Below are 21,522 nucleotides of genomic sequence, written 5' to 3'. Positions count from 1 at the left end.
GGACCGGGCACGTTCGTTGCCACGGCGAGGGTCGAGGCCGTCGGGCAAGCCGGGTGGTCGCCGCACCCTGACCAGCCGCACACCCCGACCAGCCGCGGACGCGGGCGCGTCCCGCACGCGCACCTCACCGCGCGCGGCCGGACGCGCTCAGGACGTGAGCAGTGCCACCGTCAAGTCGCGGATCAGCGCCTTGCGTTCGTACTCGTCGAGCTGGCCGAGACCGCGCTCGGAGATCCCGCGCAGCGTCTCCCCCACCGCGCCCAGCACGTCGTCGAGCGCTGCCTTGCGGCGCTTCGCGTCGACCGCCGCGACCCGGGCACGGCGCATCGCGGCGGCCAGTTCGGGCGCGTAGTCGATCCGGACCGGGGTGGCCGAGAAGACCTTGACGCCCACCGCGCGGACCTCGGCCGCGATCAGCCGGGTCAGGTCGTCGGCGACGCGCTCGCACTCCCGCAGCGTGGGGCGCTCGCCGCGGAAGTCGTCCACCGGGTACCGGGCGGCGACACGGGCGACGGCGGCCTCGACCGCCTCGCGCAGGAACCGGCCGTGGTCGCGGACCGCGTAGACGGCTCTGGCGGTGTCCCGCACCCGCCACACCAGCAGCAGTTCGACCCGCAGCGGGGTGCCGTGGGCGTCCACGGCGTCGATCGGGCGGCTGCGCCAGTGCCGCAGCGTCACATCGACAGGGCGGCGGTGCAGCAGCGGGCTGATCCACAGCAGCCCGGTGCCGCGTACGGTCCCCCGGTACGACCCGCAGCGGCTGAGCACGCGGACGGTGCCGGGGCGGCCGCGGGCCAGCCCGGACAGCGCCAGCAGCACGATGGCGGCGAGCGGGACCAGGCCCGCCCACAGCGGCCCGCCGGCCCCCGTGCGGGGCGAGCGTGGCAGCAACGGCCCGTCGAGCCAGGAGGGCAGGGCGCCGGCCCGCCACAGCAGCGCCGCCGCGGCGCAGGCGGCGGCCAGCGCGGTGAGGACCGCGACCCAGCCGGGCAGGCACGGCCCGGGCCGCTCCACGAAGGTGTCCGGGAGCGCGCGGCGGGCGTGCTCGCAGCCGCCCGGCGCCTCTCGGTCCGGCGCCTCTCGGTCCGGCGCGTCCTCGCGGGCCTGCCAGGGCACGGCGTTGGCGGGCAGCGCCATCGTCGGGGCGGTGTCCGAGGTCCGGGCGGTGCCCGCGGTCGGGGTACGGGGCCGGGCCCGCGCGGGCGGCGGCGGGTCGCTCGGGCCGGGGGCGGGGAAAGCGCTCGGCGCGGTCACGTGAACAGTCGCCTCCAGGTCTCGGGGCCGGGTCGGCCGTCCGCGTCACGCCTCGACCAGCCCAGGGCGCGCTGGAACGCCTCCACATTGCGCCGGTCGGCCTCGGACCAGGTACGGCTGGGGCCGACCCGGTAGTGCGTGCCGAAGCCCTTGGCGACCAGGCGGGTGCCCAGGGCCAGCACGTCGGCGCTGCTGCGGCCGGGGCGGAAGGCGCCCTGGCCCGGGTAGGGCGGCGGCGAGGCCGGGCCCGGGTCGGGCGCACCGCCGCCGACGGCATGCGCGGCGGTCGTACCGGCCGTGGTGGCGCCGGTCGTGGTCGCGGTGGTCGCGGGCCCGGTCGTCCCGGTCGTGGCGGTCACAACGGGCGCCGTCGTCGTGGTCGTGGCCGTCACGGTCGTCCCGGTCGCGCTCGTCGTGGCCGCGGCCTGCGTGCCGCTCGGCGCCTTCTTCGCGGGCGGGCCGCCGATGTCCTTGCCGCGGTGGTCGGTGAGGTACTTCCACGTGGTGGGTCCTGGCAGGCCGTCCGCGTCCGCGCCGGTCCAGCCCTGGGCGCGCTGGAAGGCCGCGGTGGCCCGGGCGTCGGCCTGTCCCCACTTCGGCCCGGGGCCCACCCGGTAGTAGCCGCGCCCGCCGCGGCCGACGAGCATCCTGCCCAGCCGGGTGACGGACGCGTTGTTCGCCCCCGGGCCGAACGCCCCGCGCCCCGGGAAGGCGGCGCCGGACCCCGGGGGCCCGCTCGTGGCGGCCAGGTACTTGTCCCGGTAGGGCACGTACTTCGCGGAGTTCGACCAGTACGCGTACGGGATGCTCCGCACCCGGGTGCCGGGCTTCGTCTGTTCGTACCCGGTGTACTCGGTGCGGGCGTGGTCGACCCAGCCGCCGAAGAGCACGACATGCGAACCCTTGACCGGGTCGGCCGCGTTGTCGAAGAGCAGGACGTCGCCGGGCCGGAGCCGGGCCTTGGTGATCCGCACCGCGTAGCGGGCGAGATCGCCGGTCCAGGCGTTGGTGTTCAGCCCCCAGGCCATCGACACGAAGCCCGAGCAGTCCTGCCGGTAGCCGTCCTTCCAGTACGACGTCATGCTGTACGGCACCTTCGCGGACACCCAGGTCTCGGCCCGCTCCAGGATCTGCGCGCGGGTGAGCGCCATGGGCGCAGCGGCGGCGGTGCTTGTCGTGGTGACGGTACTTGTCGTGGTGACGGTACTTGTCGTGGTGGCCGCTGCGGGGGCCGCGTATACGGTGGCGCCGCCCAGCGCGGTGCCGACGGCGGCGGCCGCGACGACCGCCCGCGCCGCGCTCCCGACGGGGGCGGCGCTGTCACGGGCCGCCGAAGCGGCCAGTCTGCGGCGCGCGCAGTCCTCGCAGCCGCAGCTCGGCAGGGGCTCGACGTCCTCGAAGACCGGTATGGACACGCGCACCACTCCTCCGCGATCAGGCGTCACATGCCTACATGCCTTCATTACCCGATTTCGCCTGAAAGTTGGCAAAGCGGGAAAGCTGTTTGACCGAAGGTGTGAATCGTCGTGATCGCGGGGAGCTCCCCACCGGAGCCGAACTCACCGGAAAGCGCGGGGAGAACACCGGGCGACGCGGGGAAACGACACGAGCCGCCGGGCGTTGGACGCCGGGCGGCTCGTGTCGGGCGGTGCGCGGGTGCGGGTCGCGCCGGACGGCGCGGTGCCCGACGGAGTGTCAGCTCAGGGTCGGTGAGGCACTCGGGGTGGCCTGCACGGCGATCACGCGCTTGGTCTCCTTGTTCACCATGGAGCGCAGCTTGTCCGGGGTGAGCGAGGTGCGGACGTTCTTGACCTGCTTGCCGTTGATCTCCAGCGCGGGCAGCTGGCCGAGACCGGAGCGGGCGAAGTCGGCCTGCGACTTGATCACCCAGCCCTTGTGGTCGCCCTGCTCGATGCACGGCTCGAAGTTGGCCATCTTGATCTTCTTGGCCTTGTGGGCGAGCGTCTTGATCAGCTTCTCGTTGCCGAGGTCGTGGCTGTGCGGGTCCGGCTGGTGGTCCCAGATCTCCTGCACGAACTGCGTGAAGCGGCCCTGGTCCTGCGCGCAGGCGGCCGCGTTGGCGGCGTACTGCGAGCTCTTGCCGCCGTACGTCGCGTCCGAGGAGGTGACGAGCTGGTAGTGGATCTGGACCTGGCCGGTGGTGAGCATCTGGCGCAGGACCGCTTCGTACTCCTCGGCGAACGCCTTGGAGTCGGGGCTGCGCAGGTCCTCGTAGATGGTGACGGTGACCGGGATGGCCGGGCGCACCGCCACCTGGAGGTTGGGGCCGCTGCTGGCGCTGGGGCTCGGGCTCGCGGTGCTGCTCAGGCTCACCGGGCCGGTCGGCACCACCGCGGGCCCGACCGCGCCGGTCGGGGCCGACACCTTGTCGTCCTTGGAGGCGCGCACGTGCGCGCCGATCAGCGCGGAGCCGCCGAAGACCACGACCACCGCCATGATGCCGACCGCATAGGGCCGCACCTTGGCGAGCGGGCCCTTCCGCTTCTTCTTCGCCGGCGCCGCCGCACCGCCGCTTTTGCCGGGTCCCTTGGACTCCGTCATGACTACGCCACCTCGATCGTCCCGCACTGCTCTCGCGCATTTCTACCACCGGTCCGGCCCACCCCGGAAAACGGGTGGCCCGGCGGTCGGTTGCCCCGGCGGCCGGGGCTCCGGCGGTCGGCGGCGCGGACTCGGGTCGGTCGGCACGGCGGGGCCCGGGCGGGGCCCGGGGCGGTCAGTCGCGCCGGGCGAGCCTGCTGTGGCTGCGGCCGTACCCGAAGTAGATCGCGAAGCCGACCAGCATCCAGCCGGCGAACCTCAGCCAGGTCTCCACGCTGAGGTTGATCATCAGCCACAGCGACGCGCACACCGACAGCACCGGCAGCACCGGCACCCAGGGGGCCCGGAAGGCGCGCGGCAGCTCAGGACGGGTGCGCCGCAGCACGATCACGCCGATGGCGACGACGATGAACGCGAAGAGCGTGCCGATGTTCACCATCTCCTCCAGTTCCCCGACGGTGAAGAGCCCGGCGATCAGCGCGACGATCACGCCGAGCAGCACCGTGGTGCGGTACGGGGTGCCGAAGCGCGGGTGGACCCGGGAGAAGGCGCGCGGCAGCAGGCCGTCCCGGCTCATCGCGAAGAACACCCGGGTCTGGCCCAGCAGCAGGATCATCACCACCGAGGTCAGGCCGACCGCGGCGCCGAAGCTGATCAGGCCGGACCAGAAGGGCGCGCCGACCGCCTTGAACGCGCTGGCCAGCGGGGCGCTGGTGTCCAGCTCCGAGTACTTCTGCATGCCGGTGACCACCAGCGACACCGCGACGTAGAGCACGGTGCACACCACCAGCGAGCCGAAGATGCCGCGCGGCATGTCCCGCTGCGGGTGGCGGGTCTCCTCGGCGGCGGTGGCCACGATGTCGAAGCCGATGAAGGCGAAGAAGACCACCGCGGCGCCGGAGAAGATCCCCATCACGCCGAAGGACGACGGGGTGAAGCCGAACATGACCTGCACCAGCGGCGCGTGCAGGTCCGAGCCGCCGCTGGTGTTCGCCTTGGACGGCGGCAGGAACGGCGAGTAGTTGCTGCCGGTGATGAAGAACAGCCCGGCGAAGATCACCAGCAGCACCACGGTCACCTTGACCGCGACCACCAGGCCGGTGATCCGCGCCGACAGCTTCATGCCGGCCATCACGATGGCGGTGAGCACCAGCACCAGGCCAGCCGCGAGGATGTCGAAGCCGTAGTGGCCGCTGGAGTGGCTGAGCTGCTGCGGCACGGTGATGCCCACGTTCGACAGCAGGTTCCGCACGTATCCCGACCAGCCGCCGGCCACCACGCCCGCGCCGAGCGCCAGTTCCAGCACCAGGTCCCAGCCGATGATCCAGGCCGGCAGCTCCCCGATCGAGGCGTAGCTGAAGGTGTACGCGGACCCGGCCACCGGCACGGTGGAGGCGAACTCGGCGTAGCAGAGGGCGGCGAGGCCGCAGACCACGGCGGAGGCGATGAAGGCGAGGGCGATGGCCGGGCCGGCGTACTGCTTGGCGACCGAGCCGGTCACCACGAAGATGCCGGTGCCGACGATGACGCCGACCCCGTAGACGATCAGGTCGAGCGCCGACAGCTCCTTCCGCAGTCCGTGCTCGGGGTCCTCGGTGTCCGCGATGGACTCCTCGATCGTCTTGGCACGGAACACCCCTTGCCGCCGCGTCGTCGCCTCACGCGTGCCGGAGTCCACGAGCGCACCTCCATCGGATCGTCGCACCGCCCCGGTCGGTCCCGAGGCGGTGCTCGTTACTCCACTCCGGTGGATCGCCTCACCCGTAAAGGCGCGCCTAAGCGTCCCTCCACGGTGCAGGGGGTCCACCCCTGCGGGTGAACCCCCTGCATGTGTCGCGGCGCGCCCGCGCGGCGGCTCGCGTCCCGGCCCGGCCGGTGTACGGCGGCCCTGGGCCGGCGTACGGGCCCGGGCCGGGGTACGGCCGCGGGCGGTCAGTCCTGGCTGACCTCGTCGGCCGCGTCGGCCGTGGCGACCGCGCCCGGGCTGTCCGCCTCGTCGGCGAACCGTCCGTCGATGGTGGCGACCACCCCGGTCACCTGGCGGGCGATGTCCGGCGCGGTGAGCCCGATGGCGGCCAGCACGTCCTTGCGGGAGCCGTGCGCCAGGAACCGCGGCGGAATGCCGAAGTCCCGCAGCGGCACGTCCACTTCGGCGTCGCGCAGCGCCTGGGCGACGGCCGAGCCGACGCCGCCGACCCGGCCGTTGTCCTCGACGGTGACGACCACCCGGTGCCGGGCGGCCAGCGCCGGCAGCTCGGGGTCGACCGGCTTCACCCAGCGCGGGTCGACCACGGTCGTCGTGATGCCCTGCGCGTCCAGCAGCGAGGCGATCTCCAGGCACATCGGGGCGAGCGCGCCGACCGAGACCAGCAGCACGTCCGGGCGCTTGGTCCCCTCGGCGGGGGCGCGCAGCAGGTCCATGCCCCCGATCCGGCCGACCGCGGCGACCGCGGGGCCGACCGCGCCCTTGGAGTAGCGCACCACGGTCGGCGCGTCGTCCACCTCGACCGCCTCGCGCAACTGCGCGCGGACCTGGTCGGCGTCGCGCGGCGCGGCGATCCGCAGGCCGGGCACGACCTGGAGGATGGACATGTCCCACATACCGTTGTGCGAGGCGCCGTCGCTGCCGGTGACGCCGGCCCGGTCCAGCACGAAGGTGACGCCGCACTTGTGCAGCGCGACGTCCATCAGCACCTGGTCGAAGGCGCGGTTGAGGAAGGTGGCGTAGACCGCGAAGACCGGGTGCAGGCCGCCGGTGGCCAGGCCGGCCGCGGAGGTCGCGGCGTGCTGCTCGGCGATGCCGACGTCGTAGACCCGCTCGGGGAACGCCTTGGCGAACTTCGTCAGGCCCACCGGGTGCAGCATCGCCGCGGTGATCGCGACGATGTCCTCGCGCTCCTTGCCGAGTTCGAGCATCTCGTCGCCGAAGACCGAGGTCCAGTCGGCGCCGCCGGCCGCGACCGGCAGCCCGGTGTCGGGGTGGATCGGGCCGATGCCGTGGAAGCGGTCGGTCTCGTCGCGCTCGGCCGGGGTGTAGCCGCGGCCCTTCTCGGTGATGCAGTGCACGATGACCGGGCCGCGGAAGCGCTTGGCGCGCTGGAGCGCGGACTCCACCGCGTCGATGTCGTGGCCGTCGATCGGGCCGAGGTACTTCAGGCCCAGGTCCTCGAACATGCCCTGCGGGGTGACGAAGTCCTTCAGGCCCTTCTTCGCGCCGTGCAGCGTCTCGTAGAGCGGCTTGCCGATCAGCGGGGTGCGCTCCAGCACCTCCTTGGTGCGGGCGAGGAACTGTTCGTACCCGTCGGTGGTGCGCAGGGTGGCGAGGTGGTTGGCCAGGCCGCCGATGGTCGGCGAGTACGACCACTCGTTGTCGTTGACCACGATGACCAGCGGGCGGTGCTTGGCGGCGGCGATGTTGTTCAGCGCCTCCCAGGCCATGCCGCCGGTGAGCGCGCCGTCACCGATCACGGCGACCACCCGGTCGTCGCGGTCGAGCAGCTCGTTCGCCTTCGCGAGGCCGTCGGCCCAGCCGAGCACGGTGGAGGCGTGGCTGTTCTCGATCACGTCGTGCTCGGACTCGGCGCGCGAGGGGTACCCGGACAGGCCGCCGGTGCTCTTGAGCTTCGCGAAGTCCTGACGGCCGGTGAGCAGCTTGTGCACGTACGCCTGGTGGCCGGTGTCGAAGAGGACGCGGTCGGCGGGCGAGTGGAAGACCCGGTGCAGCGCGATGGTCAGCTCGACCACGCCGAGGTTCGGGCCGAGGTGGCCGCCGGTCTTGGAGACCGCGTCGACGAGGAAGTCCCTGATCTCCTCGGCGAGTTCCACCAGTTGCTGCGGGCTGAGCCGGTCGAGGTCGCGGGGTCCGTTGATACGGGTCAGCAGTGCCACCCGTGCCTCCTCTTCCTAGCGCGCACTTGTCCGTCGCGGCGGGCCGATCTGGCCATTCAGCGAGTCTAATGTTCCGGATACCGGAGCGTCCGCCGACCCGTGCGAGATATGTCACCGGCTGTGTTCCGGCCGGTACCCGCGCAGGCGCGCCCGCACGGCCGTACGACCGCCGTACGGCCGTACGGCGAAGCGCCGGGTGCGCCCGGACTGTGGGTCCGGGCGCACCCGGCGCGGGTGCCTCGTGGTGGTGCGGCCGGTGGCTAGGCGCGGCCGGACGTCCGCTGTGTCCTGCGGGACACCGAGTCGATGATCACCGCGGCGAGCAGCACCGCGGCCGTGATCATGTACTGGATCGAGGTGTCCATGTTCAGCAGGTTGAGGCCCGTCTGGATGGACTCGATGACCAGGCCACCGATCAGGGCCGACCACACGCTGCCCCGGCCGCCGAAGAGGCTGGTGCCGCCGATGACCGCGGCCGCGATCGCCAGCATCAGGACGTTGCCCGTACCGGCCTGGGTGTTCGCGGTCTCGATCTGGCCGGCGAGGAACAGGCCGCCCAGCGCGGCGAAGCCGCCGGCGATGGCGAACACCGCGATCTGGATCGCGGGCACGTTGATGCCGGCCCGGCGGGACGCCTCGAGGCTGCCGCCGAGCGCGAAGACCTTGCGGCCGAAGGTGGTGCGCCGGACCACGAAGTCGGATATCACCAGGACGACCAGGAACAGCACCAGGGCGTTCGGCACACCGCGGGAGTTGTTCAGCACGATCGCGACACCGTAGGCGACGATCGCCAGCAGCACCGTGCGCATCACGACCTCGCTGGTGGCCCGGTAGGGCACGCCGGCCTTGCGGCGGCGGCCCTGGTCGACCAGTGCGGTGCCGAGGAACAGCGCGACACCGACGGTGGCCAGGATGTAGGCGCCGGCGATGCTGGAGTTCATGAAGAACGAGGTCTGGTCCATGTAGTGGATCGGACCCTTGTCGGCGATCGAGATGCTGCCGGTCTTGCGCAGCAGCCACAGCATGAAGCCGTTCCAGCCGAGGAAGCCGGCCAGGGTGACCACGAACGCCGGCACACCGATCTTGGCCAGGAAGAACCCGTGGAAGGCGCCGATGAGGACGCCGATCACGACCACCAGCAGCGCCGCCAACCACAGGTTCATGCCGTGGGTGGTGGTGAACGTGGCGAAGATCGCCGCGGACAGCCCGCTGACCGAGGCGACCGACAGGTCGATCTCACCGAGCAGCAGCACGAACACCAGGCCGATGGAGAGCAGTCCGGCCCCGGCCAGGTAGTAGCCGATGTTGGTGAGGTTGTCCGCGCTCAGGAACCGGCTGTTCGCGAGCTGGAAGACGACGAAGATGATGATCAGCGCCGCGATGACGGGCATCGAGCCCAGCTCGCCGCCCTTGACCCGGCGCTTGAACTCGGTGATGTAGCCGGCGAAGCCCTGCTCACGGACGAGCAGCCGGGGGTCGACCGCCACCACGGCGGGCGGCGGTACCTCGTCGATGGGCGCGCCGCCCTTCGAGGTGTCAACGGTGGTCTTGTCGCTGCTCACTTGGCCGCCTCCGCGTTGCGCGTCTGCCGACGGGTCACGGCGTTGTCCGTGGCACCGGTGATCGCGGCGATGATCTGTTCGTTCGTCGTGCCCTTGACCGGGAACGAGCCGTTGTTCCGGCCGAGCCGGAGCACGTGCACGGTGTCGGCCACGGCGGTCACGTCGGCCATGTTGTGGCTGATCAGAATGACGCCGAGGCCGCGCTCGCGCAGCCGCTCGACCAGGTCGAGCACCTGGGCGGTCTGTTCGACACCGAGGGCGGCGGTCGGTTCGTCGAGGATGACGACCTTCGGCTCGCCGATCAGCGCGCGGGCGATCGCGACGACCTGTCGCTGACCGCCGGAGAGGCTGGCGATCGGGATGCGCACGCTGGGGATGCGGATCGAGAGGGTGTTGAGCAGCTCGCGGGAGCGCTGCTCCATGGTGACCTCGTCGAGGCTGCCGAAACGCAGCAGCTCGCGACCGAGGAAGAGGTTGCCGACAACGTCGAGGTTGTCGCACAGCGCGAGGTCCTGGTAGACGGTGGCCACACCGAGTTGCTGGGCATCGTGCGGGCGGTTGATGGTGACGCCCTTGCCCTCCCACTCGATGACGCCGTCGTCGATGGGGTGGACCCCGGCGATCGTCTTGACCAAAGTGGATTTACCGGCACCGTTGTCGCCCACCAGGGCGACCACTTCTCCGGCATGGACCTCCAACTCGACATCGGTGAGGGCCTGAACCGCACCGAATCGCTTGGAGACTCCGCGCAACGCCAACACGGGCGTAGCGGACACGTGAACCATCTCCTTCGCCGCCTGACCGGCGGGGATGCCGCGTACTGGAACGTCAGCCGCGGTGTGTGTGCCGCGAAGCACACGATGACAACGTTAACGGGGAAGAGGTGGAACCCCGCCCCCGCGGAAGAACCCCGCGAGCGTTTCCGTCCGGCGCCCCGCCCCGGCAGCGGGGTGGTTGATGTGGGGCGGGGCGCCGGACAGGCTCACGGGAGGCGGTGCCGTCAGCCCACGGCGATGCCGGCCGACTTGCAGGCCGTGACGAACTCCGCAGAGCACAGGTCGGAGATCTTGTACAGACCGTCCTTCACCACCGTGCTGTTGATGTTGGCCTTGGTCACCGAGGTGGCCGTGATCAGGTGCGACGGAATGGTCTGGCCCGACCCGCTCTTGGCGGTGGTGTCGGTGATCGACTTCCAGTCCTTGCCGTTGATCATGTCGACCGCGATCTCGGCGGTGGCGTCGGCCTCAGGCTTGTAGGGCTTGTAGATGGTGGAGGTCTGAGTACCCACCAGAATCCGCTGCAGGCCCGTCAGTTCGGCGTCCTGGCCGGTCAGCGGCGGGTTGATGTGGTTGGCCTTGAGCGCGGTGACGATACCGCCGGCCATCGTGTCGTTGGCCGAGTAGACGCCCGCGATGTTCTTCGCGCCGATCGAGGTGATCGCCGCGGTCATCTTCTTGTTGGCCTCGGTGTCCTTCCACAGACCGGTCTGCTCGTAGGCGATGTTGACCTTGCCGTCGAGCGCCCTGTGCGCGCCGGCCTTGAACATCGCGGCGTTCGGGTCGGACGGGTCGCCGTTGATCATGACGATCTTGGAGGTCGGCTTGGCGTTGGCGCCCATGGCGGTCAGCAGCGCCTGGCCCTGCAGCTCGCCGATCTTCTCGTTGTCGTACGAGACGTACGCGGAGATCGGGCCCTGGGCGAGGCGGTCGTACGCGATGACCTTGATGCCCTTCTTGACCGCCTGCTCGACCGAGGACTGGATCGCCACCGAGTCCTGCGGGTCGAGGATGAGCACCTTGACACCCTTGGTGATCATCGTGTTGACCTGCTGCGCCTGCGTCGACGGGTCACCGGCGGCGTTGTCGTAGCTGACCTTGCAATCGGAGCACAGCTCCTTGATCTTCTTCTCCATCAACGGCTTGTCGAAGGAGCCGTACCGCGCGGTGACGGTGTCCGGAAGGAGGATGCCGATCGACTTGGCGTCGCCGCCCTTGCCGCTGCTGCCGCCCGCCTTGCCGCACGCGGCCATGGTGAGCGCCATCGACACAGCCGCCGTGCCGATGACGATCCGACGCGTCATTGCGTTCATCTGAGGTTGCCTCCCTGACAGGGCCGCAACACTGCGGCCGAGGTGGTCGTGAGTCAACTCCGGCTGACACGTGTCGTCAAGAAGTAAACACTTAACGAGATGGCAACGGCGCGTTTCGTTAGCTGTGTGAACGCTCCGTTATGCCGAAAAGGCGGGTGTATCAACGGGTGTGTTCCCGTCGAGAAGCGTGGAATCGCCCATCTCGCTCAGAACCAGGGCAAGCGCGCCCAGAACCTCGGCCCGCGCGCCGAGCGCGCCGGGCATCACCGACAGCCGCTGGGCCGCGCTCGGAATGGCGTATCGCGACACCGACTCGCGGATCGGGCCGAGCACCAACTCCCCCGCCTCCGCCAGGTCCCCGCCCAGCACGACCCTGCTGGGGTTGAGGAGGTTGCACAGACTCGCCACGCCCATGCCGATGTGCCGCCCGACGTCGCCGATCACCCGGCGGCATCCCGGGTCCCCCTCCCGTCCCAATTGCACCATTTTGGGAATGGTGAGGTTCTCCCCGTGACTGCCTCGCAGCAGTTCCAGCACGTAGCGCGCCGCGGTGAAGGTCTCCAGGCAGCCGCGGTTGCCGCAGCGGCACACCGGACCTGACTCGTCGAGGGTGATGTGGCCGATCTCCCCGGCGGTGCCGCCCGGGCCGCGGTAGATCCGCCCGTCCACCACCAGGCCGGCGCCGACACCGCTGGCCACCTTGATGTACGCCAGGTCCTTGACCCCGCGGCCGCCGCCCCACACCAACTCGCCCAGGGCGCCGAGGTTGGCGTCGTTGTCCACCTGGACCGGGACGCCGAGCCGGTCGGTCAGCTCCTGCCGCGGGTTGATGCCGCTCCAGCCGGGCAGGATCGCGGTGGACCCGAGCGTGCCGGTCTCCATGTCGATCGGCCCGGGCACGCCGAGGCCCACCCCGAGCACCTTGTCCCGGTCGATCCCGGTGGACTCCACCAGCCGCGCCACCAACTGCTCGGCCCGGTCGAAGCCCTGGGACGCCGAGGCGTCCACGTCGATCGGCTCGGACTGCTCGGCGAGCACCTGGTGGGCGAGGTTGCCGACCGCGACCCGCAGGTGCGAGTGGCCGAAGTCGACGCCGACCACGATGCCCGCGTCCCCGGACAGCGCCACGCTGCGCGCCCGCCGACCGCCCGAGGAGGTCGGCGTGACCTGCACCGTCCCGTTGTCCCGCAACTCGCGCACGATGTTGGACACCGTCGCCGCCGACAGACCGGTCGTGCGCGCGATCTCCGCCTGGGTGAGCGAGCCGGCCAGCCGGACGGCTCGCACCACGCGCTCCAGGTTGGCCCGGTGCAGCGATGACTGCGATCCCGGTGTCTCCACGACATCCACTCCTGCCCGGCAGCCGGAGCGGTTCCGGCTGCCCGCACGGGACGAGGCCCGGGTACCGGCGTCAGAGCTGCCACACCAGTGAGACCCCGTCGTCTACAACATGTGAACTCTAAGTTGAGTGTTAGGGGTGATGTCCCGTCAAGGGGGAGAACCACACCGTTACGCGAACCGCCCCGTACGCCGACCAGCGGCTCCGCATGCTCGCGGAGCCGCTGGGGACAGCGTAAGGGGTGTACCGAGCCGGGCGGAGGGCCTATTTCACGGCACCCGCGGTCAGGCCCGCCTGCACCTGGCGCTGGAAGATGATGTAGATCGCCAGCACCGGCAGCATCGCGATCGACAGGCCGGCGAACAGGCCCGACCAGTCGCCCTGGTAGCCCTGCTGCACGGACAGGTCGGCCAGACCCTGCGTGAGCACCCATTTGTCGGTGTTGCCCTGGTTGAGCACCAGGGGCAGCAGATACTGGTTCCACTGCCCGAGCACGTTGAAGATCCCGATGCTGATGATGCCCGGCTTGGCCATCGGCACCATGATCTGGAAGAACGTGCGGGTGTGGCTCGCCCCGTCGACCAGTGCCGCCTCCGCCACCGAGGTCGGCAGCGTTCTGAAGAACGACGTCATGAAGAAGACGGTGAACGGCAGCGAGTAGGCGATGTAGACCAGGATCAGGCCGGGCAGCGTGTTCAGGATGCCCAGGTTCTTCGTCACGAAGAACAGCGGCACCAGCACCATCACGACCGGGAAGGCCATGCCCCCGACGAACAGGAAGTAGATGAAGCGGTTGCCGAAGAACTCGAATCGGGCCAGTACATAAGCGGCCATCGAACCGAACAGCATGGTGCCGACGGTCGAGAAGCCCACCACGATCACCGTGTTGATGAAGTAGCGGCTCATGTGCGCCTTGGTCCAGGCGCGCGACCAGCTGTCCACGTGCGGGTGCAGCGGCAGCGACCAGGGGTGCGAAAGGATGTCGCCCGAGGTCTTGAACGAGCTCCACAGCGCCCACAGCAGCGGTACCGCCACCATCAGCGCCCACACGGCCAGGAAGCCGTGGCTGAAGACGTTCAGCACCACTCCCTCACCGCGCCAGCGGTGTTTGGCCGCCGCGTCGGGCGCGGGCTTCTGGATCACCTGGTTCGGGTTCTTGTCCGCCGGACCGGGCGCGTCTTCGAAAATCTCTGTGGTCATCGCGGCACCCCTAGAACTCGATGCGCTCGCGGCGGTTCAGCCGCAGCGTCAGGACGGCGAACAGCAGCGTCACGATCAGCATCGCGACACCCATCGCGGCCGCCATGCCGTACTGGCTGTTGTCGCGGAATGCCGTCTTGTACAGCAGCAGCGGCACCACGTCGGTGGTCTCGCTCGGCCCGCCGTTGTTGACCGACATCAGCTGGACGAAGGCGAAGCCGTCCATGGCGATGATGCCCATGTAGACCCAGCCGGTGGCCACCGTGTCGCGCAGCAGCGGCAGCGTGACCCGGAAGAAGGTGACATAGCGGTTGGCGCCGTCCAGCAGCGCCGCCTCGTAGATCTCACCGGGGATCGAAGCCATGCCGGCGGAGAAGAGCACCACGTAGAAGCCGACGTTCGCCCAGACCATCACCGCCATGATGCAGGCGAGCGCGATGTTCGGGTCGCCCAGCCAGGACTGCTGGAGCGAGGTGAGGCCCACGTCGCCCAGCAGCGAGTTGAGCAGGCCGTTGTCCGGGTCGGGGTTGTAGATCTGCTCCCACAGCACCGCGATCACCGTGACCGACAGCACCTGCGGGAAGAAGTAGACGATCTTGTAGAAACCCGCGCCCCGAACGCCGACGACCGACGCGCTGCCTTTACGCCGCCGGCCGCCGACATTGAGCATGAAGGCGAAGAAGAGTCCCAGCGCGAGCGTCACGATCGGCACGATCAGCAGCATCAGGACGTTGTGCCACAGTGCCTTCCAGAAGAGGTTGTTGTGGATGATCTTCTGGTAGTTGTCCAGCCCGATGTAGTGCTTCTCGGGGGTCAACCCGCTCCAGTCCGTCAACGAGATCTGGAAGTCCTGGACGAAGGGCGAGATCACAAGGACCGCGTACAACGCCACAGGAATTGCCAGAAACCCGATGATGAACCGGTACTTGCCGTGTCGCATAGTGCCGGTCGCTCTCGTCTCAGCCGTCAGGGAATGTTCGGGTCACACGTGCTTGAACTTGGGCACGGACGAGTCGGCCTTGGTGGCGTCCGCGGCCTTCTGCGCGCCTTCGATCCACTTCTTGGCGTCGATCTTGCCGGTCAGCAGCTGGAGCGTCAGGTTGCCCAGGGTCTCCTGGTTGAGCTTGACGTACCAGTCCTGGAGCCGCGAGTTGAGCACGTTCGGCCCGGCGGCCGTCAGCGCCTTGGACGCGGAGGCCAGGCCCGGGGTCAGGGTCAGGCCCTCCGAGGCGCCGGTGATGCAGGTCAGCGACTTCGTGGTGTTGGTGAAGTTGTCGGTCTGCTTCTTGCTGATCATGATCCGCAGCAGTTCCATGCCGCCGACCGGGTTCTTGCCGTTGGCGGCGACGATGTACGGCTCGCCGGCCGCGGCGTAGACGGTGCCGAACGGCAGCTTGTCGGACGTGCCGGAGCCGACCAGCGCGCCGACGGCCAGGTCGAAGTCCTTCGGCATGGTCGGAGCGGCCTCGTTCTCCACCCACGAGCCGTCCGCCACTATGGCGGCCTTGCCCTTGGTCCAGGCGGTCTGCATCTGGATGTGGGTCATGCCCTCGGAGCCGGGCATGAAGTACTTCTTCGCCGCGACCTCCTCGTAGTACCCGATGACCTGCTTGACGGCGTCCACCTGCCAGGCGCCGTCCTCGAGGTCGTCGATGGCGTTGAGGACGTCCTTGCCGCCGATCTTGCCGATCTGGGCGAGCAGGTCGAAGTGGACGTAGTACGGGTACTTGCCCGGGTAGGTGAAGAGGGAGATGTTCTCCTTCTTCGCCTTGGCGCCCAGGGCCAGCGCCTGGTCGAAGGTCTGCGGGTACTCCCAGCCCTTGTCCTGGAAGAGCTTGTTGGAGTACCAGCCGCCGTAGACGGTGAACGCGTAGTTGAACGCGTACATCGCCTGGGTGCCGAACTGGCCCTGCTCGACGGTGCCGGCGATCAGGACGTCGCGGACCTTCTTGCTCGGGTCGTCGATGGTGGGGGCGTCCAGCAGCGGGGTGAGGTCCTGGAGCTTGCTCTCCTTGGCCAGGGCCGCGGTGTCGAGGTTGTCGGCGCCGGAGTTGTCCATGATGTCCGGCGGGGTGTTGCTGGCGAAGCGCGGCTGGAGCTTCGGGCCCAGGCCCTGCGTGCCGGTGTGCTTGACCTTGATGCCGTACTCGGAGTTGTAGACCGTCTCCGCGGCCTTGACGTACGAGTCGCCGAAGCCGCCCTTGAAGATGAACGCCTCCAGCGGCGTTCCCTTCTTCACGCCGAGCGGGTTGTTCGCCGTCTTCGCACCGGTGGGGTCCGCCTTCGGCTTGTCGCTGCCGCCTCCGCTGGAGGCGCAGGCCGACAGCAGCGAGGCGGACGGGACGGCCACCACGCCGATGGCGACGGCCCGCTTGATGGCATCGCGGCGGTTGATCTCGGAGCCCATGCTCAAGTCCTCAGCCTTCTTCCAGGACTCATGCGGTGCAGCGGAATCCGCCGACGACCGCGAACAGTTGAAGCGTGAGTGATGCAGTGCATCCAGTGAGGCGAGGAACGATAGCCGACGGCCGTGTTGGCCACCCTGTCAGCACCCCCCGCGCGCCCCCGCGCTCAGCGGGTTCCCGGACGCCGACAGGTATAGTCCACTTGACTCGGGCAGGGCAAGATCGAATGAGAGTTTGGCCACCAAGCTTTCCCGAGTTGAGACCTGTCCGAAACGTGGGATGTTCGCCCAGCCGAAAGCTCGGACCCGTGTTGTATTCAGTTCCCAACGGCTCTCCCGGTTCGGTGCGTTCAAGTAGTGAACCGGGTGGAAGCGCCCAGCGGCGGGCGACCTGCCGGGAAACGCGGACGGGCCGCACCCCCGGGTGACAGGGGTGCGGCCCGTCCGGCCGACAGTGGTGCTTCGGACGTGTTACGCCCGGGTCATCGGCTCACTTGCGCAGCAGCGAGCGCAGGACGTACTGCATGATGCCGCCGTTGCGGTAGTAGTCGGCCTCTCCGGGGGTGTCGATCCGCACCACCGCGTCGAACTCGACGCCGGTGTCGGTGCTGACCTTGACCGTACGCGGGGTGGTGCCGTCGTTGAGCGCGGTCACCCCGGCGAAGGAGAAGGTCTCCTCGCCGGTCAGGCCCAGGGTCTGCGCGGACTCGCCCTCGGGGTACTGCAGCGGCAGCACACCCATGCCGATCAGGTTGGAGCGGTGGATGCGCTCGTAGGACTCGGCAATGACGGCCTTCACGCCCAGCAGCGCGGTGCCCTTGGCGGCCCAGTCACGGGACGAGCCGGAGCCGTACTCCTTGCCGGCCAGCACGACCAGCGGGGTGCCCTGCTCGATGTAGTGGCGCGAGGCGTCGTAGATGAACGCGACCGGCCCGCCGTCCTGGGTGAAGTCGCGGGTGAAACCGCCCTCCGTGCCCGGGGCGATCTGGTTGCGCAGCCGGATGTTGGCGAAGGTGCCACGAATCATGACCTCGTGGTTGCCGCGACGCGAGCCGTAGCTGTTGAAGTCGCGGCGCTGCACGCCGTGCTCGGTGAGGTACTGGCCGGCCGGGGTGTCGGCCTTGATGGCGCCGGCCGGCGAGATGTGGTCGGTGGTGACGGAGTCGCCGAGTTTGGCCAGCACCCGCGCGCCGGAGATGTCGGTGACCGGCTCCGGCTCGGTGCCCATGCCCTCGAAGTACGGGGGCTTGCGCACGTAGGTGGACTGCGGGTCCCACTCGAAGGTGTTGCCGGTGGGGATCGGCAGCGCCTGCCACTGCGCGTCGCCGGCGAAGACGTCCTGGTAGGACTCGGTGAACATGTCCTGGCCGATCGCGGAGGCGACCACGTCGTTCACCTCGGCCTCGCTCGGCCAGATGTCCGCCAGGTACACCGGCTTGCCCTCGGTGTCGGTGCCCAGCACGTCCCTGGTGATGTCCACCTTCATCGAGCCGGCGATGGCGTACGCGACGACCAGCGGCGGGGAGGCGAGGTAGTTCATCTTGACGTCCGGGTTGATCCGGCCCTCGAAGTTGCGGTTGCCGGAGAGCACCGCGGCCACCGCGAGGTCGGCCTCGTTGACCGCCTTGGAGACCTCCTCGGGCAGCGGTCCCGAGTTGCCGATGCAGGTGGTGCAGCCGTACCCGACCAGGTTGAAGCCGAGCTTGTCCAGGTACGGGGTGAGGTGCGCCTTGTCGAAGTAGTCGGTGACGACCTTCGAACCCGGGGCGAGGGTGGTCTTCACCCACGGCTTGCGGGTCAGGCCCTTCTCGACGGCCTTCTTGGCCACCAGGGCGGCGGCCACCATCACGTACGGGTTCGAGGTGTTGGTGCACGAGGTGATCGCGGCGACGGTGACGGCGCCGTGGTCGATCTCGTAGGTGTCGCCCTCGGGGGTGGTCACCAGGGTCGGCTTGGTGGGCACGCCGTTGTGGGTGGCCGGGGAGTCGGAGGCCGGGAAGGACTCCTTGCCCGCCTCCTCGTCGTCGGTGACGTAGTTGCGCACGTCGCGGGCGAACTGCTGCGCGGAGTTGGCCAGCACGATGCGGTCCTGCGGGCGCTTGGGCCCGGCGATGGACGGCACCACCGTGGACAGGTCCAGCTCCAGCTTCTCGGAGTAGTCCGGCTCGGCGGCCGGGTCCAGCCACAGGCCCTGCTCCTTGGCGTACGCCTCGACCAGCGCGACCTGCTGGGCCGAGCGGCCGGTGAGCTTGAGGTAGCTCAGTGTCTCGGCGTCGATCGGGAAGATCGCCGCGGTGGAGCCGAACTCCGGCGACATGTTGCCGATGGTGGCGCGGTTGGCCAGCGACGTGGCGGCGACGCCCTCGCCGTAGAACTCGACGAACTTGCCGACCACGCCGTGCTTGCGCAGCATCTCGGTGATGGTGAGCACCAGGTCGGTGGCGGTGGTGCCGGCCGGCAGCTCGCCGGTGAGCTTGAAACCGACCACCCGCGGGATCAGCATGGACACCGGCTGGCCGAGCATCGCGGCCTCGGCCTCGATGCCGCCGACGCCCCAGCCGAGCACGCCCAGGCCGTTGACCATGGTGGTGTGGGAGTCGGTGCCGACCAGGGTGTCGGGGTACGCCTGGCCGCCGCGGACCATGACGGTGCGGGCCAGGTGCTCGATGTTCACCTGGTGGACGATGCCGGTGCCGGGCGGGACCACCTTGAACTCGTCGAACGCGGTCTGGCCCCAGCGCAGGAACTGGTACCGCTCCTTGTTCCGGCCGTACTCCAACTCGACGTTCTGCGCGAAGGACTCCGGGGTGCCGAAGCGGTCGGCGATCACCGAGTGGTCGATGACCAGCTCGGCCGGGGCGAGCGGGTTGATCTTCGCCGGGTCGCCGCCCAGCTCCTTGACCGCCTCGCGCATGGTCGCGAGGTCCACCACGCACGGCACGCCGGTGAAGTCCTGCATGATCACGCGGGCCGGCGTGAACTGGATCTCCTGGCTCGGCTGGGCCTGCGAGTCCCATCCGCCGACCGCCCGGATGTGGTCGGCGGTGATGTTCGCGCCGTCCTCGGTGCGCAGCAGGTTCTCCAGCAGCACCTTCAGGCTGTACGGCAGCCGGGCCGAGCCCTCCACCTTGTCCAGCCGGAAGATCTCATACGATTCGTCGCCCACCTGCAAGCTGCTGCGGGCGTCGAAGCTGTTCGCCGACACGACAGTCTCCTTCATGCATGTTCTCGCGCGTACCACCGCATTGCTGGCGTCCCGACGGCACGCCTCGGCAGATATCTCGATGTCGAGATAACTCTAGTACACCACCTCGATTCGGGTACCCCCGGCCCGCCGCGTGATGCGCTGCCCCCATCGAAGCCCGCCTCGACTCCCCCGGCGACCGGGAGGTGGAACCGAATCCGGATGGGCGCCGTCTGTGCGGGTGAGGGGTACCCGCACGGCCGCGCCCCGGATGGCAGGCACCGGCGCCGGCGTTACGGTGAGGACGGGCCGCGACACCGGCCGAGTCGGCCGCGTACCAGTGCCGCAACGGATGTCCCCGACTCGCCACGAATGGCCTAACCCGCGTTGCTCTATCTCATATGTGAGATAGCCTGGTCGACATGACCGACGATTACCTCGCACGCATCGGCAGGCTCATCCGAGACGCCCGTCAACATCGAGGCTGGACACAGGCGCAACTCGCGGAAGCGCTCGGCACCAGCCAGAGCGCCGTCAACCGGATCGAGCGCGGCAACCAGAACATCAGCCTTGAGATGATCGCCAGAATCGGCGAGGCGCTGGACAGCGAGATCGTGTCCCTCGGTTACGCCGGCCCGATGCACCTCAGAGTGGTCGGGGGGCGCCGGCTGTCCGGCGCCATAGACGTCAAGACGAGTAAGAACGCGTGCGTCGCGCTGCTCTGCGCCACGCTGCTGAACGCCGGCCGGACCACGCTGCGCCGGGTGGCGCGGATCGAGGAGGTCTACCGCATCCTCGAGGTGCTGGGCAGCATCGGCGTGCGCACCCGCTGGATCAACGACGGCAACGACCTGGAGATCGTGCCGCCGGCCGAGCTGGACCTGGCCGCGATGGACACCGACGCCGCCCGCCGCACCCGCAGCGTCATCATGTTCCTCGGCCCGTTGCTGCACCGCACCGACCGCTTCCGCATCCCGTACGCGGGCGGCTGCGACCTGGGCACCCGCACCGTGCAGCCGCACATGAACGCGCTGCGCCACTTCGGCCTGGACATCACCGCGACCGACGGCACGTACCACGCCGAGGTGGACCGCGGCATCACCCCGAAGCGGGCGATCGTGCTGACCGAGCGCGGCGACACCGTGACCGAGAACGCGCTGCTGGCCGCGGCCCGTTACGAGGGCGTGACCGTCATCCGCAACGCCAGCTCCAACTACATGGTCCAGGACCTGTGCTTCTTCCTGGAGGAGCTGGGCGTGCAGGTGGAGGGCATCGGCACCACCACGCTCACCGTGCACGGCGTCGCCGAGATCGACCGCGACGTGGACTACGCGCCCTCCGAGGACCCGGTCGAGGCGATGAGCCTGCTGGCCGCGGCGGTCGTCACCGAGTCCGAACTGACCATCCGCCGGGTGCCGATCGAGTTCATGGAGATCGAACTCGCGGTGCTGGAGGAGATGGGGCTGGACCACGAACTCACCCCCGAGTACCGCGCGGACAACGGCCGCACCCGGCTGGTGGACCTCACCGTCCGCCCCTCCAAGCTGAGTTCGCCGATCGACAAGATCCACCCGATGCCGTTCCCCGGGCTCAACATCGACAACGTGCCGTTCTTCGCGGCCATCGCCGCCACCGCCCAGGGCTCCACGCTGATCCACGACTGGGTCTACGACAACCGGGCCATCTACCTCACCGAACTGACCCGGCTGGGCGCCCAGGTCAAACTCCTCGACCCGCACCGGGTGCTGGTCGAGGGCCCGACCCGCTGGCGCGCCGCCGAGATGATGTGCCCGCCCGCGCTGCGCCCCGCGGTGGTGGTGCTGCTGGCGATGATGGCCGCCGAGGGCACCTCGGTGCTGCGCAACGTCTATGTCATCAACCGCGGTTACGAGGACCTCGCCGAGCGGCTGAACACGATCGGCGCGCAGATCGAGATCTTCCGCGACATCTGACCCACGCATGCCGCCGGACCCCTCTGACCCGGTGTTTAGCGGGTCAGAGGGGGCCCGGCGGCATCTGAGGGACTTCTCTGGGACTTTG

Annotated in this window: 14 protein-coding genes; 1 reads left to right on the top strand and 13 read right to left on the bottom strand. The window is 69.6% G+C overall.

What is annotated here, in order from left to right:
• Positions 1-147: 147 nt before the first annotated feature.
• The 13 genes from OG370_RS32165 to acnA form a co-directional block, all read right to left on the bottom strand.
• Entirely contained in the window at positions 148-1,254 is a 1,107-nt protein-coding gene (locus tag OG370_RS32165) for an SPFH domain-containing protein (protein ID WP_328470452.1), read from the bottom strand.
• Positions 1,251-2,669, bottom strand: a complete 1,419-nt coding sequence (locus tag OG370_RS32160) for a peptidoglycan-binding protein (RefSeq protein ID WP_328470450.1) — start codon at positions 2,667-2,669, stop codon at positions 1,251-1,253. The genes OG370_RS32165 and OG370_RS32160 overlap by 4 nt, the downstream gene beginning before the upstream one ends.
• Before the next feature lie 280 nt (positions 2,670-2,949).
• The gene (locus tag OG370_RS32155) at positions 2,950-3,816 is read right to left on the bottom strand and encodes a DsbA family protein (RefSeq protein ID WP_328470448.1); all 867 of its coding nucleotides are present in this window, start codon (positions 3,814-3,816) and stop codon (positions 2,950-2,952) included.
• A 175-nt stretch (positions 3,817-3,991) separates the two neighbouring features.
• On the bottom strand, positions 3,992-5,494 hold the full coding sequence (locus OG370_RS32150) for an amino acid permease (RefSeq protein WP_328470446.1): 1,503 nt from the start codon (positions 5,492-5,494) through the stop codon (positions 3,992-3,994).
• Between the two features lie 254 nt (positions 5,495-5,748).
• A complete protein-coding gene (gene dxs / locus OG370_RS32145) occupies positions 5,749-7,704 on the bottom strand; it encodes a 1-deoxy-D-xylulose-5-phosphate synthase (protein ID WP_328470444.1) in 1,956 nt (651 codons plus the stop codon).
• A 260-nt stretch (positions 7,705-7,964) separates the two neighbouring features.
• Positions 7,965-9,266 (bottom strand): sugar ABC transporter permease, encoded by a 1,302-nt coding sequence (locus tag OG370_RS32140; RefSeq protein ID WP_443060784.1) that lies wholly within the window; start codon positions 9,264-9,266, stop codon positions 7,965-7,967.
• Complete coding sequence (locus OG370_RS32135; RefSeq protein ID WP_328470442.1) at positions 9,263-10,051, bottom strand: ATP-binding cassette domain-containing protein; 789 nt, start codon at positions 10,049-10,051, stop codon at positions 9,263-9,265. Before OG370_RS32135 ends, OG370_RS32140 begins: the two co-directional genes overlap by 4 nt.
• A 215-nt stretch (positions 10,052-10,266) precedes the next feature.
• Positions 10,267-11,355, bottom strand: a complete 1,089-nt coding sequence (locus OG370_RS32130) for a sugar ABC transporter substrate-binding protein (protein ID WP_328470440.1) — start codon at positions 11,353-11,355, stop codon at positions 10,267-10,269.
• Between the two features lie 138 nt (positions 11,356-11,493).
• The gene (locus OG370_RS32125; RefSeq protein WP_328470439.1) at positions 11,494-12,696 is read right to left on the bottom strand and encodes an ROK family transcriptional regulator; all 1,203 of its coding nucleotides are present in this window, start codon (positions 12,694-12,696) and stop codon (positions 11,494-11,496) included.
• Between the two features lie 262 nt (positions 12,697-12,958).
• Positions 12,959-13,894 (bottom strand): carbohydrate ABC transporter permease, encoded by a 936-nt coding sequence (locus tag OG370_RS32120; RefSeq protein WP_328470437.1) that lies wholly within the window; start codon positions 13,892-13,894, stop codon positions 12,959-12,961.
• A gap of 10 nt (positions 13,895-13,904) precedes the next feature.
• On the bottom strand, positions 13,905-14,834 hold the full coding sequence (locus tag OG370_RS32115) for a carbohydrate ABC transporter permease (RefSeq protein WP_328470435.1): 930 nt from the start codon (positions 14,832-14,834) through the stop codon (positions 13,905-13,907).
• A gap of 42 nt (positions 14,835-14,876) precedes the next feature.
• Complete coding sequence (ngcE, locus tag OG370_RS32110; RefSeq protein ID WP_328470433.1) at positions 14,877-16,301, bottom strand: N-acetylglucosamine/diacetylchitobiose ABC transporter substrate-binding protein; 1,425 nt, start codon at positions 16,299-16,301, stop codon at positions 14,877-14,879.
• A 487-nt stretch (positions 16,302-16,788) separates the two neighbouring features.
• A complete protein-coding gene (acnA, locus tag OG370_RS32105; RefSeq protein ID WP_328470431.1) occupies positions 16,789-19,503 on the bottom strand; it encodes an aconitate hydratase AcnA in 2,715 nt (904 codons plus the stop codon).
• 401 nt (positions 19,504-19,904) lie between these two features.
• On the opposite strand from acnA, the gene OG370_RS32100 reads away from it, so the two are divergent.
• Positions 19,905-21,434 (top strand): UDP-N-acetylglucosamine 1-carboxyvinyltransferase, encoded by a 1,530-nt coding sequence (locus OG370_RS32100; RefSeq protein WP_328470429.1) that lies wholly within the window; start codon positions 19,905-19,907, stop codon positions 21,432-21,434.
• Positions 21,435-21,522: the final 88 nt, after the last annotated feature.

The organism is Streptomyces sp. NBC_00448 (assembly GCF_036014115.1).
Lineage (GTDB): Bacteria > Actinomycetota > Actinomycetes > Streptomycetales > Streptomycetaceae > Actinacidiphila.
The sequence above is the reverse complement of the archived record's forward strand: the minus strand, read 5'-3'. Positions and strand labels throughout refer to the sequence as shown.